The organism is Erythrobacter sp. S57(2025) (genome assembly GCF_057365055.1).
Genome location: NZ_CP200299.1, coordinates 294,448 through 310,317 on the forward strand (window position 1 = coordinate 294,448; position 15,870 = coordinate 310,317).

Annotated in this window: 8 protein-coding genes; 2 read left to right on the forward strand and 6 right to left on the reverse strand. The window is 57.0% G+C overall.

Features of this window, described 5'->3' with window-relative positions:
• Positions 1 to 5: 5 nt before the first annotated feature.
• The 6 genes from AC0V6N_RS01415 to AC0V6N_RS01440 form a co-directional block, all read right to left on the reverse strand.
• Positions 6 to 926 carry a LysR substrate-binding domain-containing protein gene (locus AC0V6N_RS01415; RefSeq protein WP_486169809.1) on the reverse strand — a complete coding sequence of 307 codons (921 nt, stop codon included), beginning with the start codon at positions 924 to 926 and terminating at the stop codon, positions 6 to 8.
• A gap of 71 nt (positions 927 to 997) precedes the next feature.
• Positions 998 to 2,104 (reverse strand): acyl-CoA dehydrogenase family protein, encoded by a 1,107-nt coding sequence (locus AC0V6N_RS01420; RefSeq protein ID WP_486169810.1) that lies wholly within the window; start codon positions 2,102 to 2,104, stop codon positions 998 to 1,000.
• A gap of 3 nt (positions 2,105 to 2,107) precedes the next feature.
• Complete coding sequence (locus AC0V6N_RS01425) at positions 2,108 to 3,316, reverse strand: acyl-CoA dehydrogenase family protein (protein ID WP_486169811.1); 1,209 nt, start codon at positions 3,314 to 3,316, stop codon at positions 2,108 to 2,110.
• A 204-nt stretch (positions 3,317 to 3,520) separates the two neighbouring features.
• Entirely contained in the window at positions 3,521 to 7,351 is a 3,831-nt protein-coding gene (locus AC0V6N_RS01430) for a GMC family oxidoreductase N-terminal domain-containing protein (RefSeq protein WP_486169812.1), read from the reverse strand.
• Positions 7,348 to 8,781: a metallophosphoesterase gene (locus AC0V6N_RS01435; protein ID WP_486169813.1), complete on the reverse strand. Its 1,434-nt coding sequence runs from the start codon at positions 8,779 to 8,781 to the stop codon at positions 7,348 to 7,350. Before AC0V6N_RS01435 ends, AC0V6N_RS01430 begins: the two co-directional genes overlap by 4 nt.
• On the reverse strand, positions 8,778 to 10,028 hold the full coding sequence (locus AC0V6N_RS01440; protein ID WP_486169814.1) for a serine hydrolase domain-containing protein: 1,251 nt from the start codon (positions 10,026 to 10,028) through the stop codon (positions 8,778 to 8,780). The genes AC0V6N_RS01435 and AC0V6N_RS01440 overlap by 4 nt, the downstream gene beginning before the upstream one ends.
• A 210-nt stretch (positions 10,029 to 10,238) precedes the next feature.
• Here AC0V6N_RS01440 and AC0V6N_RS01445 point away from each other — a divergent pair, with 210 nt between their 5' ends.
• Together AC0V6N_RS01445 and AC0V6N_RS01450 are read left to right on the forward strand one after the other, a co-directional pair.
• On the forward strand, positions 10,239 to 15,263 hold the full coding sequence (locus AC0V6N_RS01445; protein WP_486169815.1) for a beta strand repeat-containing protein: 5,025 nt from the start codon (positions 10,239 to 10,241) through the stop codon (positions 15,261 to 15,263).
• A 98-nt stretch (positions 15,264 to 15,361) separates the two neighbouring features.
• A complete protein-coding gene (locus tag AC0V6N_RS01450) occupies positions 15,362 to 15,853 on the forward strand; it encodes a cupin domain-containing protein (protein ID WP_486169816.1) in 492 nt (163 codons plus the stop codon).
• Positions 15,854 to 15,870 lie beyond the last annotated feature (17 nt).

Genomic DNA, 15,870 nt, shown 5'->3' on the forward strand with positions numbered 1-15,870 from the left:
CGGGTTTAAGCGGCCATTGCTGGCGTCTTTCGCGTTGGCGGGTTCGCTTTGATCTGGTCGACCAAGGCCATCAAAATATGTTCGCGCGGGCACCCGATGCGTGAGACAAAACCAATCTCGCGGCTAAAGGAGGAATCGTCAATTTTGACGAAGCGCATATTCTTGTTTGCGCATTGCAGGATCGGGCGCGCCAGCATTGGGATCAGCGCTGAACCATAGCCTTCATCGACATAGTGCGACATCGTTAGAAAGTTCGTCGCGAAGGTCTGATCAGGCACATCGATCCCGATATTCTTCGCATTGCAAAGCGACATTGTGTCAGCTCGCAGACAGTGCTCTTCGGGAAGCAGGATGAGTTCCTCAACCGGCACATCGCTGGCTGAAATCGTCTCATCATTGGCGAACCCATGATCGGCGGACACCATCAGGACCAGTGGCTCGATAAAGACAGGCGAAAAGCGATAGCCCGCGCGGTCAACTGGGCCGCTCATCATGGCGATGTCGATCGTGCGGTTCTCAAGCTCTTTCCAAAGCGTATCTGTGGGCTGCTCGCGAAAGATTGTGTTGAGATCCGGCGCGAGGTCTTTGATCGTTTGCGAGACATAGGGGAGCACGAACGGCGCCAATGTCGGGAACATGCCGATGCGCAAAGGGGCTGCCATCGGGTCATGATATTCAGCGGCGGTGTCTGTGATGCGCTGAGCAGAGCGCAGCATATCGCGCGCGGTCTCAACAATACGCAGGCCGGCGTCCGTCGTCAGCACGCCCGTATTGGTGCGCGCGAACAGTTCGACGCCGAGGCGTTCTTCGAGCTTCTTGACCTGAGCTGACAGCGAAGGCTGGCTTACATGGCAAGCCTCTGCCGCACGGCCAAAATTGCGATAGCGGTCAATCGCAGCCACATATTCAAGATCGCGAAGGTTCATCTCGTGCCGTCTCCCTAATGACAGGGATACGCCGCGACTTTGACTGCGGTTACACCATGCGAGAAATTCTCTTACGCCGCCTTGGGCAAACCCAGCATTCGCAAGTGATATTCGTGACCGCCATACATCGTATCGAGCGCAACAAGGCGCTTGTGATAGTGGCTGACATTCAGCTCATCGGTCATGCCAACCCCGCCATGGGTTTGGATCGCCGCCTCCCCCACTTCGCGGCCCAGCTTGCCGATCTGGCCTTTCAGCGTTGCGATCTCGCGCGGGCCTGCCGCACCACTTTCAGCCAAGGCCGCGGTGTAGGTCATGGTAGAGAGCGCTTTGGTGTAGGCGATCTTCATATCGGCCAAGCGGTGTGCGATGGACTGAAAGCTTGCGATGGGCACACCGAATTGCTTGCGTGTGGCGGCATATTCGCCCGTGATGTTGAGCAGTGCACCCATTGCGCCAACAGCCTCTGCCGCCTGCACGATTATGGCGTTTGCGAGGATGCTATCGAGAACCTCACCAGCATCAGCCAGCAGCAAAGCATCTTCGCCAAGCTGGACCTTGTCAAAGCGGATATTGGCCGCAGCCATGCCATCAATCGTCGTGTAGCCGCGCATCTCCACGCCTGGCATTTTGGGGTCGAGTTGGAATAGCCCCAGCCCCTCACCCGTCCGAGCAACCACCACCAACCAATCGGCATCCGCGCCTGCGATCACCAATCGCTTCTCACCAGACAGGACATAGCCATTGCCCTCATACGGGCAGAGGGTCTGGATGAGGTCAGGCCGCGCGGTGCCGCGCCCTTCTTCATAGGCGAAAGCGCCCACAGCCTCTCCGCTGATGATTTTCTCGAGCCAGCCATGCGCGGTCGCATTCTCGCTCGCCGCCAAAGCCGCGCCTGCGAGCATGATGCTCGCGCTGAAGGGTTCGACGCTGAGATGTTTGCCAAAGAGTTCCGCGACCGCCACGCAATCGGTGATCGAGCCGCCCAGCCCGCCATTATCTTCCGCAAAGGGAAGCGCCAACAGGCCAAACTCCGCAAATTGCTGCCACGCCTCGCGCGACCACGGGTCTTCTCCGCGCACGACCTTCTGCCGCGTATCGAAATCGTAGCTTTTCTCCAGATATTTGGAGACGCCATCGCGGAGCATCTGCTGCTCTTCAGTGTAATTGAAATCCACGCCTCAAGTCCTCCCGACGGTGCGAGAGATCAGGTCGCGCTGCACTTCGTTGGAGCCCGCATAGATCGTGGTCGCGCGGCTGTTGAGGTAAAGCGGCATGGAGATAAGGTCGAATTCGCTGCCAAGTGGCTCAACATTCGAACCCACGCGTAGAGCCTCCAATTGGCGCGCCAGACCATCGACGCCTGAAAGCTGCATCATGAGGGTCGATGCGCGTTGCACCAGTTCTGAATTCATCGTCTTGTTCATCGAAGGAAATGCCGGATCGCGGGCAATTTCATGGCCGCTAATCGCCAGTTTCTCAAAGTGGCCGAGCGAGGCAATGTCCGCCTCCAGATCACCAACCTCTTGCTGGAACACCGGATCATCGGCGAGCATCCCGCCAAAGGGCGAAGGCGTCGCCGCCGCCGCATCGCGCGCCCGCTCTACATAGCGGTTGAGCGTCGGGCTGGCTGCATTGCCGCCACCACGCTCGTGCTTCAGCAAGTGTTTGGCGACCGTCCAGCCGTCATTCTCCGCGCCCACGCGGCCCGATTGCGGCACGCGGCAATTGTCGAAGAACACCTCGCATTGTTCGGGGAAGCCATCCAAGCCCACAATAGGCCGTACTTCCATGCCTTCATATTCCATATGGTCGAGCAGCAGGAAGGTGATGCCTTGCTGTTTCTTGCCCTCAATGCTGGTGCGCACCAGCATGAACATGCGGTTGGCGTGATGGGCGTAAGTGGTCCAGATTTTGGAGCCGTTGATAATGTAATCATCGCCGTCCGCTTCGGCCTTACAGCTAAGCGATGCGAGGTCTGATCCCGAGTTAGGCTCCGAGTATCCTTGCGCCCAGAAGTCTTCGCCTTTGAGGATGCCGGGCAGATAGCGTTCTTTCTGCTCGTCCGTGCCAAGGTCAATCAGCAGTGGCCCCACCATGCCAAGGCTTTGCGGGAGGAGCGGTGGCAGGTCAGCCTTCCGATACTCCTCAGCAAAGATGAAACGCTGCTCAACGCTCCACCCCGTACCGCCATATTCCTTTGGCCAATGGGGCGCGGCCCAGCCTTTTTCATAGAGGATCTGGTGCCATGCCATGCATTGGTCGAACGGCGCGAAGACGCTGGTGGTCTTGCGACCCGCCTCGCGAATGGCGGGCGTAGGTGCAGTGGCGAAGAACTCGGCGACTTCAGCGCGGAAGGCTTCGAGCTCTGGGGCAAAATCTATGTTCATGCGTTACGTGATCCCAAGTCTGTCTGGGAGCACAGTGCCGTTTAAAACGGACGTGCACAAGCACATGATTTTCCTACACGCAAATGGCGCATTAGGCATGAGGGCATGGCAAGAATTCACCCTCCACACACGCTTCAAAAGACGTGCGCGGAGGGTCTCAATTTTTCTCTCCTAGGACCGTGTAACATGCGGTCCATGTCTCGACTAAGTGCCTGTAATGGCGTGAGATGTAGGATTGGCGTCAGAATGGCGATCAAGCCGCTCCAGCTCCTCCAAGATCAGAGGGGTCACATCGCGGTTGGCGCTATGGCCAATGAACAGGTCCATATGGCCGTATCCGGGCACGATGCGCTGGCGATACAGCGCCTTGCCATTGTGCTCGCTCAGCCAAACGCGGGTGCGTTGGCCACTCTCTGGGTAGAAGATCTGGTTGGTAGCGCCCGACAGGAAGGTGATTGGCAAAGCCAGCCTGTGCGCCGCCTCGTCACTGGTGTAGACCGCATGGCCATCGGCATCGACGGCGAGGCCCTTATGCATGATGTCGCCCAGCTGCTTGAACGGCGAAAGCGAAATGCGGCTGAACATGGAGCCAAGCGCGACATGGGTGTCATGGCCCAGCTGGCGGTGGTCCCAGCTTGGCCCGAACGTACCGAACACGCGCCGACAGGTCGGGTTCTTGCACTCCTGACCCTCAGGCATCGGGATCTGGTAGGCAACCGCGTCAATCTCGTAATCGGCCTCAGTGCCCTGGCTCACGAAGTCCATATGGCCATCGAGCAAGCTGATCTTGCCCAGCATGTCAGCCACGCCAAGGTCAGCCTTCATGTAGTTGAGCCAATCGGTCACGGGGTGGAGCGTCAGCTGCGAGCTGATGAGCGAACGCACATGGCTCACATGGCCAGCGCCAATGCCCATAAAGAGGCTCATCGAACCCACACAATGCGCCAGAGCCTGCACGCTGTCAGCGCCGGTCACCGAGCGGACCTTGGCAATGGCAGCGGGCCAGTCATGACGCGCGATGTCGTCGATGCAGAACTCGGGAGGCTTCTGGGTGTCGTTGCCCGAGTCAGCACTCGCGCGGTAGTCGAACAGCCACACGTCATAGCCTTGAGCGACAAGGCTCTCCGTGAGGTTCTCGTCCACTGTAGGCGTCGCAAAGCTCGATGCGCGGACGGAGAAACCAGGTGCCAGCATCAGCGGCCCACGCGAACCGCCACGATAGCGGGTGAGGCCGACGTTCACGCCGTCGCCGGTGGGCAAGACATAGCGCTCAGCAGATGGCAGGTGGAGGTCGCGCGGCTTAAGCGTCTCCGCCTCTTTGGCAGGGAAGTCATTGAGCGTTGCGAGCATGCCCCCGTAGGCGCGGAACACGGTCATCGCGAAGAAGCCCGCATACTTCGCCATGAAGTAGGTCTCGATGGCGGTCTTGGCCTTCGGGATCAGGTTCACGACGTGGCCCACAAGCGTGTCTGCGTCATGGACAGTGATGGTGGTGAGCTGCCGCATGAACTCGTCAATGCCCAGCTTCAGGACACCGCGTCCGATCAGCTCTCCGCTAGCATCCTCGCCTTGGCGGAGCGTCACGAACAGCGTGGTGAGGTCAGTCCATGGATCCGACTTGGCACCGCCCGTACCGCGCTCCTCAAGCGTCTTGAAGCCGTGGAAGTGGATCGGACCGTCTGGCCCTTCAAGCACCATGTCATAGAGCATGGTCCAGCTCTCAGCCTTGTCAGGGTCAGCAACGAGCAGTTGGAACGTGCCCTCGCGAACGGGCAGCGGATCGGGCCAGACAGGGCTGACCAGCACTTCGCCTGTTATGGCAGAACGGTGGTGCGAGTCCTCGATCATGGTGTGGAGGTTATCGGTCGTGACGGTCAGCTTGAAGCTGCACAGCGACTGCTCCGATTTGCCCCAAGCAGCGCCGTTCACATAGTCATCGCGAATGCGCTCCGCATGGCCGCAAGGGCGATGGTGGCATCCGGTCGCGCTGATATGGCCAGCCATGGTCTCGGTGAAGGCCATGCCGGGGCTCATCGCTCGCGGATGGTCTTTGACAAGCTTGCGGATAGCCGCTTTGCCTTCCTCCAGTGCACCGCCTTCGAAGTGCTTAGCAGCAGCCATAACAGCATCGGAAACAGGGCCAATCGCATGGCCACCGACCCACTTGGCGATGCTGAGCTTAAGGTGCTCGTGATGCGGCACCTCTTGCGGCTCGTTTTCGGGTTCAGCCTCCTCGATTGGCTTAGGCAGCGAAGCCTCTTCGCCCATAGAGTAGTCAATGCTCCACCCTTCGCGTTGCGCCAGCTTCTCAACCGCGCGTTCAGCGACGGCGGTAATGGTCAGCAGCGGATTGACGCCAACAGCGCCCGGAATCGCAGCGCCGTCACAGACATAAAGGCCCTTGTGAACGTCGGTCCCACTGGTCCCGGCGAAGACGCGGCAAGTGTCATCAACGACGCCCTGCGATGCATCATCGCCCATACCGCAGCCGCCGATGGGGTGCACAGTGATGAGCTTCTTGCCCAATGGCTCAGACCAAAGCGGGTCGGAGAAGTACTGCGCCTCAATCGCTTCAGCAGCTTCGCGCATCAGGTCATCATCGCGGCGGAAGGTCCGCTGCTCGCCCGCCTTCGCCCATCTGATCGTCAAGCGATCCTGTTCAAGCGCAAGCTGCCCGCCGCTATCATCAACGCTCATCACCAGATAGGTCAGCGTGCGCGCCATGGGGCCTGTGTAGGCCCATTCGGCGATACTGCCGGGATCGGTCTGGACCGCTTCGCCCATGGCCTTTGCATCGAGAAGGCGCGGTTTGACCTGGTCGAAGCCGAAGCGAGTGAAGCCGTCGGCCAATGCCTCTCCGAAGAAGAAGGCGGGAGCAAGCGCACCGGCGAGGATGCCGGGAGCAACGCCCTCTTCAATGACCAAGCCTTTGGTAGGGTCTTCGTTGTCGCGCATGTCTATAACGCCGGTGATGCAGGGGCCAGGATAGGCCTCCACAGAAACCTCATTCGCGCCCACACCCATTGCGTAGAAGGGTTTGGCGGTAACGGTGTCATCGTCCTTTTGGGATTTGAAGTAGCTGTCATAGGCAAAGCCCAATGCATCGCCATTGCCGGAGAAACCGGTGCCGAGCTTATCAGAAAGAGGCAGCCCCTTCTCCCGCGATCTCAAGAGGAGTTCGGTCGAACCCAATGTGCCCGCACCCAGCACCACATGGTCAGCAGTGATTGTGCGCACCTCATTCGAAGCGCCCTCAACATTGTGCTGAACATGCACGCGCCATTGGTCGCCATCGCGCTCGACAAACAGCACTTTGGCCTGCATGAACACCTCTGCCCCATGATTGGCCGCATCGGGCAGGTAGTTCATCAGTGTGGTGTTCTTCGCACCCACATTGCAGCCCGATGTGCAATCACCGCAATTGTTGCAGGCCGGCTGAGGCACGCCGAATTTGTTGGTCTTGTCCTCAAAGTTGACGTTGATCGGCGTCTTGTAAAAGCGCTCACCCATTGCCTTGGCGGAATGCTCCAACGCTTCCAGCTTGCCGAGCGCCGGATGCGTGTCAGGATAGGCATTTGGTGCGAGCATTTCTCGGGCGCGCTCATAGTAAGTGTCGATCGCATGGGGTTCTTCGCGAAAGGCCGCGGGCCAATGCTCCAGATTGAGCAAGCGCTTGTCGATCTCGAGCGCGACATTGGCATTGATCAATGAAGTGCCGCCAAGCCCGCATCCAACCAGCGCATATTGATCGTCATTCACATGCACTTCGAACATCGCGTCAGGCGCGCCAATTCGGCCTCCCCGCACATTGAATTGCATTGCATCTTGAGCGTCAGCAATCTTGTTCGGGTATTCTCCGGGCAGCATTTCTTTGCCGCGTTCGAGTACGCAGACATCCTGACCTGCGCGCGCGAGACGCGATGCGGCAACGCCAGCACCATAGCCGGAGCCGACGACCAGCACCGTATAATGCGACTTCGCCTCTGAAAGGGGGCGCGCGATGCGTTTTTGACCGAAAGTGTTTTGGTAAGTCATTCTGCCGCCTCCCGCAGAGTTGTATTGGATCTTTCGAGCAAGTCGTGTGTGCGCTTGTCCGCCTCTTCGACGATGCGCGTGTGTACTATCTTCGAGAATTCGGCCCAGCTGGCTGACGCGCTTTCGACAGCCTTGGTGGCCTCATCAACCAAGCGGCTCACCCGGCCGCTGCCTTCGACACGAACCGGGGCAATTGTGCCATCAGTTGGGTCGTTGAAAAGGCGCAGTGAGGCGACTTCGAGATCGTCGGAAACCAACATGGCCGCACAGCCCTGCACCGGCATAAGTGTAGGCTCATCGAGCACCCATCCACCCGTGTTGAAGACGCCCACAGGCACTTCAAAACCGTCCACCATCAGCTCATCTTGAAATGGCTTGTGCGTGTGGCCGAAGATGAAGGAGAGTTCGCGCGGTGTATTGGCAAGCTCATCACGCATTTGGTTCACTAGCGGCGTTCCAAGATACCAGCAAATATCGGCGATCTCGTCTTCGCCTAACACGTGTCCGTAGCCATCGCGTTGGCGTTCTGCTGCGCGGCCTGCAGTCATATCAACGCCCGCGCGGATCAGATTATCGAGCTTGATCCCGTATTTGAGTTCCATCTGCGGGCTAATGCCAAGCTTGCTGTGGAGTCCGCCCGTGATCCGGCGCGCAATTGTCTCTGCAAAGTCGTGGCTCGCGCCTGCGCTCAGCATCACTTCGTACAAAGAGCCCGCATCGCTGCCGACTTCGCCTGCGCTGCCAAGATCGGACCAGAGAAAGTCAATCCATGGGCCGTTTTCCTGCTCCAATTGATGCATGGTCTGAGGGCGCGCGTCCTCATTAGCTAAGAACCCGCGCACATTGGAAAGCGCGCGGTACATTCCATCAAGGTAATGGCCGTGATGCATCACGACAGCGCGGTTTGTGTCAGGATTCGAGATGCCCCAGTTGGGGTAAGCGATCTTGACCGAGGCATCGCTTAGATGCGGGCGGTGAAGAAACAGAGATTCCATCAAACGGCAGCGATGCGATGGCGTACCGAAAATCCTTGTGACTGATTGGAGGTCATCAGGCAGCTTACCCTGCTCCAATGCCGACAAGAACCCATTGTCCTGCGCGATCCGCCACAAATGGTGATCATGATTTCCAGCGATATAGATGATCTCGCGGTCGAAAAGGTCAGGTCCGCTTGCCGGGAAAAATGCGTCAAGCAGTTGAAGAAAGCTCTTCGATACATCGCCAAATGGGGACAGACCAAGGTCAAGCGCATCACCTAGCAAAACTAATTGCGGCTTTTCGCCCTGCAAAGTCTCCGCCATGCCATTAGCGAAGGCGGCCAGGACTTCTGATGGGCCATCGGCGATAGCGCCGTCACGATGCACGTGGGTGAGCAGACTGTCGCGCGCGCCTAAATGCAGGTCGGATAAGACTACGTGACGAATGCTCATGATTGGCACTCCAGGCAGGCATAAAAGGCATCGCGCACAGCTTTCTCGCGCGGGTCATCCCACTTGCCAGTGCCGAGTTTATTGGTGATCCAGGCGTAGGACACGCCATCGTCGGGGTCGCAAAAAGCGAGTGATCCGCCCACTGCAAAGCTGCCAAAGGCGCCGCGGGTCCGAGCAAATTCCCACTGGCTAAACGGCTTTTCGAAGCCGTAGGAATAATACATGTCTTCGGTCAGGATCTGATCTTTCAGACCTTTTCGCGGGTAAGAATGTCCAGCTTTGAGCAGCGCCATAACTTCGGGCGTGATGCCGAGTTTCTCGCCGCCTTGAGCAAAGGCATTGTATAGCGATGCAAGACCGCGTGCTGACGCCATGCCGCCAGCTGCTCCCTGGCCAACTTTCCAGAATGCTTCGTGATCAAGCGCTTCGGGTCCCGCGAGCACAAGCGGGTTATTGAGAGTGCGGAAGGCGAGCGTGAATGGCAGGCACATCTTAAAGGTCAGCGCCCAAGGCATCGTGGTGTGATGCAGAAACAGATCAGCCATCCCAAACCCATCGATCCGGGCGATGCGGTCACGGCTGAAACTCTCAGGCAAACCTACAAACACGTCGGCGCTAAGTGGCCTCGCGATTTCCTCCGCAAAGAACTCCGGCAAGCGCCGGGCTTGAGGATCGCGGCGATGGATCAGTTCGCTGGCGATCCACCCAAGCGTGTAGGCATGATTGCCCGAGAAATCGCCCGGTGCCCAATTGGGTTCTTGTGCAGCAATAGCCGCACAAATCGCCGGTTCATCGCCAATGTTCTCAAGCGACAGCTTAAAATCGATCGCCGCAAGGCCAGCTTGCTCGGAAAGCGCCTCACCCACAGTGATCGCGCCTTTGCCATGCGCGGAAAATTCGGGCCAAATATCAGCGACCGGTTCATCGTAAGAGAACAATCCGCGTGACACCGCGACAGCCGCGGCCATGCCGGTCAAACCCTTGGTCAATGAATAGACCAATGTGATGTCGTCGCTACTCCAAGGTTTCTTTTGGGATCGCTCTTTCCATCCGCCATGAAGGTCAACGACGACCTTACCCTGGTGCATGATGGTGCATGCTGCGCCTAAAGCAGCGCCTGATGCGATCGAGCCTTTGAAAGCATCTGCAACCGGTTCAAACCCCGTGGCGACATAGCCGCGTGAGCACCCGTTTAACCCTATGTCCAAATCGTCAGATTGAAAGTGTGACCGACCCCATTGCTGCATTTTTGCGCCCCCGAATTGCGCGCAGGCAAGTGACCTCACGCGAAGGGGTAAACAGCTACAAAAGAATGGTTAATTCCGGGTTAGGTAGTTGGCGATTGGTGAGTTTAGGGCGACCCGAAAACCGAGAGCATTGGACCTCTTCTATTGAAAACGGCCCGGATTGACTTTAGCAAAGCGAGTAATTTGTGACGGTATTCGGGGCGAAGCTTAATGGGTTTGGGTTTTGATGGTCGCTTCGCCGACCTGACGGGGGATTTTCGCTACACTTTCACGGTCGACGGCCTGGCCCGACATGCCAGCGTTACCACCGACGCGCGATACATGAATTCCGTTAGCAACGCGGAAATGGCAACACTCGTTTCGCAAGTCTCGTTTGCAAATATTCTTGGCGGTACCCTACCGGAAATGACGACAGGCACTTCGGGTGATGACTTCTTCCCGGGCACCAGCGGCGATGATGTGATTAATGCTGGCGATGGCAATGACACTATCAATGATGGCGGTGGCGGCAATGATGTCTTGAACGGCGAAGGCGGTGATGATTTCATCCGCATTCAGCGTTTCAGCGGCAGCGACAATAACATTACGGTTAGTGGCGGTGAGGGCAACGACACTGTCAGCATTGATGCGAGCACAGATGGATTGTTCGTCATTGATCTTGGGGCAGGCAACGATAATTTGTTCGTCACCCGCAATGGCACTTACGCCAGCGAAATCACACTTGGCTCTGGCATCGACACGGTGACCCATACGGGCACGAACAGCATCACCATCACCGACTTTGAAACTGGTGACGGGGGTGATGTCTTTGAACTCAGCTACAGCCAATCAAGCGTAGACAATGATGGCGACCCATTCGGGTCGGGTGAGCTTTTGCTTTTCCAGGATGGCAGCGATGTCCTTCTCCAGCGGGTCTCGCCTTTCACTGATGGCACGATCACTACGCTTGCCGTTTTCCAGAATACCAATTTGGATGATTTCAACAGCTACAATTTTGGCGGCATTGTTGACCCTGCCGCTGGCCGAGCGGGCGACACGTTTGATGGAACGTCGGGCGCTGACACTTATGATGGAACGGTTGGGCAGGACACGATCAACGGTCTGGGTGGCAATGACACACTGAATGGCGGTGACGGCGTAGACACGATTGATGGTGGCGCTGATAACGACACCATAACCGGCGGTTTTGGCGATGACACTCTGCGCGGCGGCGAGGGTGATGACACCATCACCGATGCGTTCGGTGCCAACACAATTCATGGCGATGGTGGCAATGATACCATCAACATCACAGGGTATTTCGGAAGCTCGTTCACGCTTGATCCGCACCGGATTTTTGGCGGCTCAGGCAATGACATTGTCACTTTTGGTCAATCATCAACCGAAGGGATCTTGCTCGATCTGGGTGAGGATGATGACCAGATCATCTTCTTCACCCAGCCTCGATTTAATGAGCTGACACTTGGTCTTGGTTCGGATGTCATCGACCTTGAAAATATCGCCTTCAATACGTTTGACACAAGACGCCCGCTGGTCATCAACGATTTCGAAACGGGCGATGGCGGCGATAGGTTTGAATGGAATACGTGGGTGCGTCAGCAAACGGATGCTGGCGATGACCCCGATTTCAATCCGTTTTCCTTCAATGAAATCAGCCTGGTTCAAGTGGGCGATGATGTGCACATGGAATGGACATTCCGCACGCTGAACGGTGCAAATGATCTGGTCATTTTCCAGAACGCGCAGGTCTCTGATTTCACCGCTTTCAACTTTGGCGGATTTGACCCGCAAGCACCAGCTGCGCCTGGAGATGATTTTACCGGGACCAGCGGTGATGACAATTACGAGGGCACAAATCTCGACGACGTGGCGCGCGGGCTTGGCGGGAGAGACAGTCTGTCAGGCCGTGCTGGCAATGACATTCTCGACGGCGGCGAAGGCGATGACAGTCTGAATGGGGGGCTAGGTGACGACACCCTCATAGGAGGAGACGGCAGCGACACGCTCAATGGTGGCAGCGGGGCCGATACGATTGATGGCGGTGAAGGAGATGATTTCATCGACGCAGGCATCGGTGACGGTGCGATCGATGTGATCGATGCAGGAGCAGGCGATGACACGATCACCTTCTCCGGCTCGAATGACACCTATATTGGCGGCGACGGTTTCGACACGCTTGATATCTTTGGATCGTCAGGCGGATTGCGCGAAGCGATTAATATCGACCTGACTAACTTTATCGCAGATGGCACTTTCCGGCTTGGCGGCCAGCTCATTACTGACATCGAAAACCTAATGTATTTTGGTGATGCGAGTAACTTTGACGACTCGATTATCTATGGGGCGGCGTACACCAATAGTCTCTTTATCGATGGTCAAAGCGGCAATGATACGCTGACCGGCGGCAACGGTGATGACACGATCAGAGGCGGCGATGGTAATGACACTATCAGGGCCTTGGATGGTGTCGATCAGATCGAAGACTTGTCTGGCAACAACACTATCGACGCTGGCGCAGGCGATGATTTCATCACCACTGGAATAGGTGATGACGACATCACTGCTGGCGATGGCAACGACACTATTGACCCCGGATCAGGCGCAGACCGTGTTGATGCAGGTGCCGGAGACGATGTTGTAAGCGTCTTCAATCTTGGAACGGGCGCTGACCTTGATGGCGGCGCAGGTTTCGATATTTTGCGAATTGGGGGCGGAGGCTTCCAGATTGAATTTGACTATGCGGCAGCGACCGCGGGCGGCGCTGCACCTTTCCGCAATTTCGAAGAGCTCCAGTTCATTTTCAGCGGCTTTGACGACCGCGTAATACTAGACGACACATTCACTCAAGCAGTCGACTTCAACGGTGATCGGGGCAATGACACGATCACAGGTGGCTCTGGTAACGACACTATTTACGGAAGCGACGGCGCCGATGTGATCAGAGGCGGTGCAGGCGATGACGAGCTCGCTGGCGGCCGTATCAACGGTGATGGCACTGATTTTGATCAGGTCTTTGGCGGCCTTGGTAACGACCAATTGCGCGGCAACGGACTGCTTGATGGAGGGGAAGGGAACGATTCCCTGTCTGGCTCAGGCGAACTGATCGGCGGTGCTGGCAATGACAACATCGTAAGCTTTGGCGATGGCGATGTCGTTCGTGGCGGTGCAGGTGATGATGCTATCGCATTGCGGGGGGCAAATGCGACTGTGCTGCTTGAGGCTGGTCTTAACAGGGATCGTATAGACGGCGGTGCCACCGTAGAAACCATTCTTGCGACGGCAGACGGAACACGCCTGCAATGGACTGATGTATCGATCCGCGACGCTGCCGATGGTGAGGCAATTATTGATGATATTGATTTCATCTCCGATGGCGGTTTTGACGATTTCCGCATCGTGGGCACTGATCTCAATGACACGATTAATCTCTCAGGCTTCAGCGAGTCGACCACCATTATCGGAAGCGCTCCGATCTATGGACTTGGCGGCAATGATGAGATCACCGGCTCGCTCTCTGACGACATAATCTTCGGCGGCGAGGGTGATGATATCCTTCGTGGCAGTCCGGGGTCAGACACGTTCCATGGCGGCCTTGGCGATGACATTTACATTGTACAGGTCGGCAGCGGTCACACATTCATCGAGAATGCGGGCGAAGGCAATGATGTGGTCCGTTCAACGATCGACGTTGAAATTGGCGATCATATTGAAACGCTCGAACTGCTCGACACTGCGCGTGTGGGTATCGGTGGCAATACGGACAATGTCATAACCGGTAATTCCAGCGACAATGAGCTGTCTGGTCGCGGTGGCGATGACCGCATCGATGGCGGGACCGGTGATGACACTCTCGACGGTGGCCTGGGCGATGACATTATTATTGGTGGCTTTGGCAACGATCATTTGATCGACTTCAATGGCTTCAACTCGCTTGATGGCGGTGATGGCAATGACCTGATCGAAGGCGATGGCGTGCTCAATGGCGGAGCAGGCGACGATACTCTTCGCGGAGGTGGCAATCGCGATGTCCTCATCGGCGGCCTTGGCGCGGACACTCTCGACGGCGGAGGCGGTGATGATGTGGTCGACTATTCTCTGGGCGCCGCTGTGGTTGTCGATCTTCGCAATTCTGGTCCACAAAACACACAAGGCGCGGGCGTCGATACACTAATCAATATCGAAGATGTGATCGGCAGCGGGGAGGCAGACCGGATCTTCGGCAATGACACCGCGAATGTTCTGACCGGCGGTCCTGGCGATGACGAGTTAGACGGCGGCGCAAATGTCGATATTGCGGTCTTCTCCGGTGATCTGTCGGAGTACACGATTGTGCAATTTACGGATCGATCGTTTGGGGTGGCGGGGCCAGATGGCGAAGACCGTCTGCTGGGGATTGAGTTTGCGCAGTTTGATGACCAATTGCTGCGCTTGCTTCCGGGCCAAGGTGTTTCGGTCAATTTCGAAACGGCCGACACCAATGTCTATCAAAGTGCCATGAACGCGATCCGCGATTTTGACGGCAATGATTTGGGCGGTGATGGGGCTTGGTTGCGGATTGGCTCGGCGGATGTGAACGGGGATGGTGATGTTGATCAGATCCTTGTGAACGATGCGATTGGGCGGTTTGCGACTGTTGGCACGGCGCCTGATGGCCTCGTTTACTTTGAAGATCACGGCTGGGCTGGTGAGACGCGTGTGGCGGGTATCTATGTCGATCCACTGGTGCTCTCAGGCGATGTGGTGGCAGGCTCTGATCAGGACAGCCAGCGCCGCTTCCAAAACGATCTTGAGATTGAAAACATCAACCGCGTTCTCGGCTCAGACGACTATAACAGCGACGGCATCTGGGAGGTGTATTTCGCGCTGACCGATGGCACCGCTTACTTGCGCGCGCTGATGCATGAAGATGGCAATATCCGCTATGCCAACTACCAGTCAGAGGCGGAGGTTCGCCAGTATCTGACCGAAAACGGCTATGATGAGACAACCTTTGGCGACTGGTTCCCAAGCGGTGCGCAAAGCGCCAATGCAAGCGCACAGGATACAGGCGACATCATCACCGAAACCTGGGTCTCAATCGAGGAACCTGTCGACAAGCCAGCACCAGCCCCGCCATCGCCAACCGCGCTTGTGGCCGCCCCCGAAGGGGCCATGCACCAAGAAGCGAATGCAGAAGCCCTCCACGGCCTGCCATGGCAACATTTCGACACAGGACTGGACGTGTTCGTCGTCTAGGCAGGGTTACCAGTCTAGATTAGACTGTGAATTTGCATGGCCACGCCTTGCAATTCTATATGACAACGTTATCAACACACTCGAGATAGGAGGGGTTGATGAGAAAGAACTGGGCGATCTTGTGCGCCAATTCATTGGCTGTTGCTGCCTGCAATTCGGAGAGCATTGGCGCGCCTGAGCTGAGTGAGATCGTCGAAGTCCCTGAGCCGAGCGAAAATGCTCTTTCGACCAAGGTTCTCACACGCGAAACAGCACAGGTTTCAGGCGAAGAATGGGGAGAATTCGCTGAATACTTCGCGGGGGAAACCGCAGGCGTCAGCGATCTTCTCTCTGGTACAGCGACAATCAATCCCGGTCTCGAAATTCACCCGCCCCATCGTCACGCCGAAGAGGAGTTTCTGATGGTTATCGAAGGGGAGGGCGAGTGGACTGTCGGCGAAGAAGTCTTCCCCGCAACTAAAGGCGATATGATCTACGCGGCCGCTTGGGATTTGCACGGGATCAAGAACACAGGCGACGTGCCGTTGACCTTCGTGTTCTGGAAATGGAATTCCAAGGGTCTACCCGTTCCTGTCGATCCTGAACTATAGGCGCGCCCGCGCCGTTT

What these genes read in the sequence shown, in the direction of transcription:
- AC0V6N_RS01440 (WP_486169814.1), bottom strand. Translation starts at nt 10,028, where the DNA reads ATGCAGCAATGGGGTCGGTCACACTTTCAATCTGACGATTTGGACATA.
- AC0V6N_RS01450 (WP_486169816.1), top strand. Translation starts at nt 15,362, where the DNA reads ATGAGAAAGAACTGGGCGATCTTGTGCGCCAATTCATTGGCTGTTGCT.
- AC0V6N_RS01425 (WP_486169811.1), bottom strand. Translation starts at nt 3,316, where the DNA reads ATGAACATAGATTTTGCCCCAGAGCTCGAAGCCTTCCGCGCTGAAGTC.
- AC0V6N_RS01415 (WP_486169809.1), bottom strand. Translation starts at nt 926, where the DNA reads ATGAACCTTCGCGATCTTGAATATGTGGCTGCGATTGACCGCTATCGC.
- AC0V6N_RS01430 (WP_486169812.1), bottom strand. Translation starts at nt 7,351, where the DNA reads ATGACTTACCAAAACACTTTCGGTCAAAAACGCATCGCGCGCCCCCTT.
- AC0V6N_RS01435 (WP_486169813.1), bottom strand. Translation starts at nt 8,781, where the DNA reads ATGAGCATTCGTCACGTAGTCTTATCCGACCTGCATTTAGGCGCGCGC.
- AC0V6N_RS01445 (WP_486169815.1), top strand. Translation starts at nt 10,239, where the DNA reads ATGGGTTTGGGTTTTGATGGTCGCTTCGCCGACCTGACGGGGGATTTT.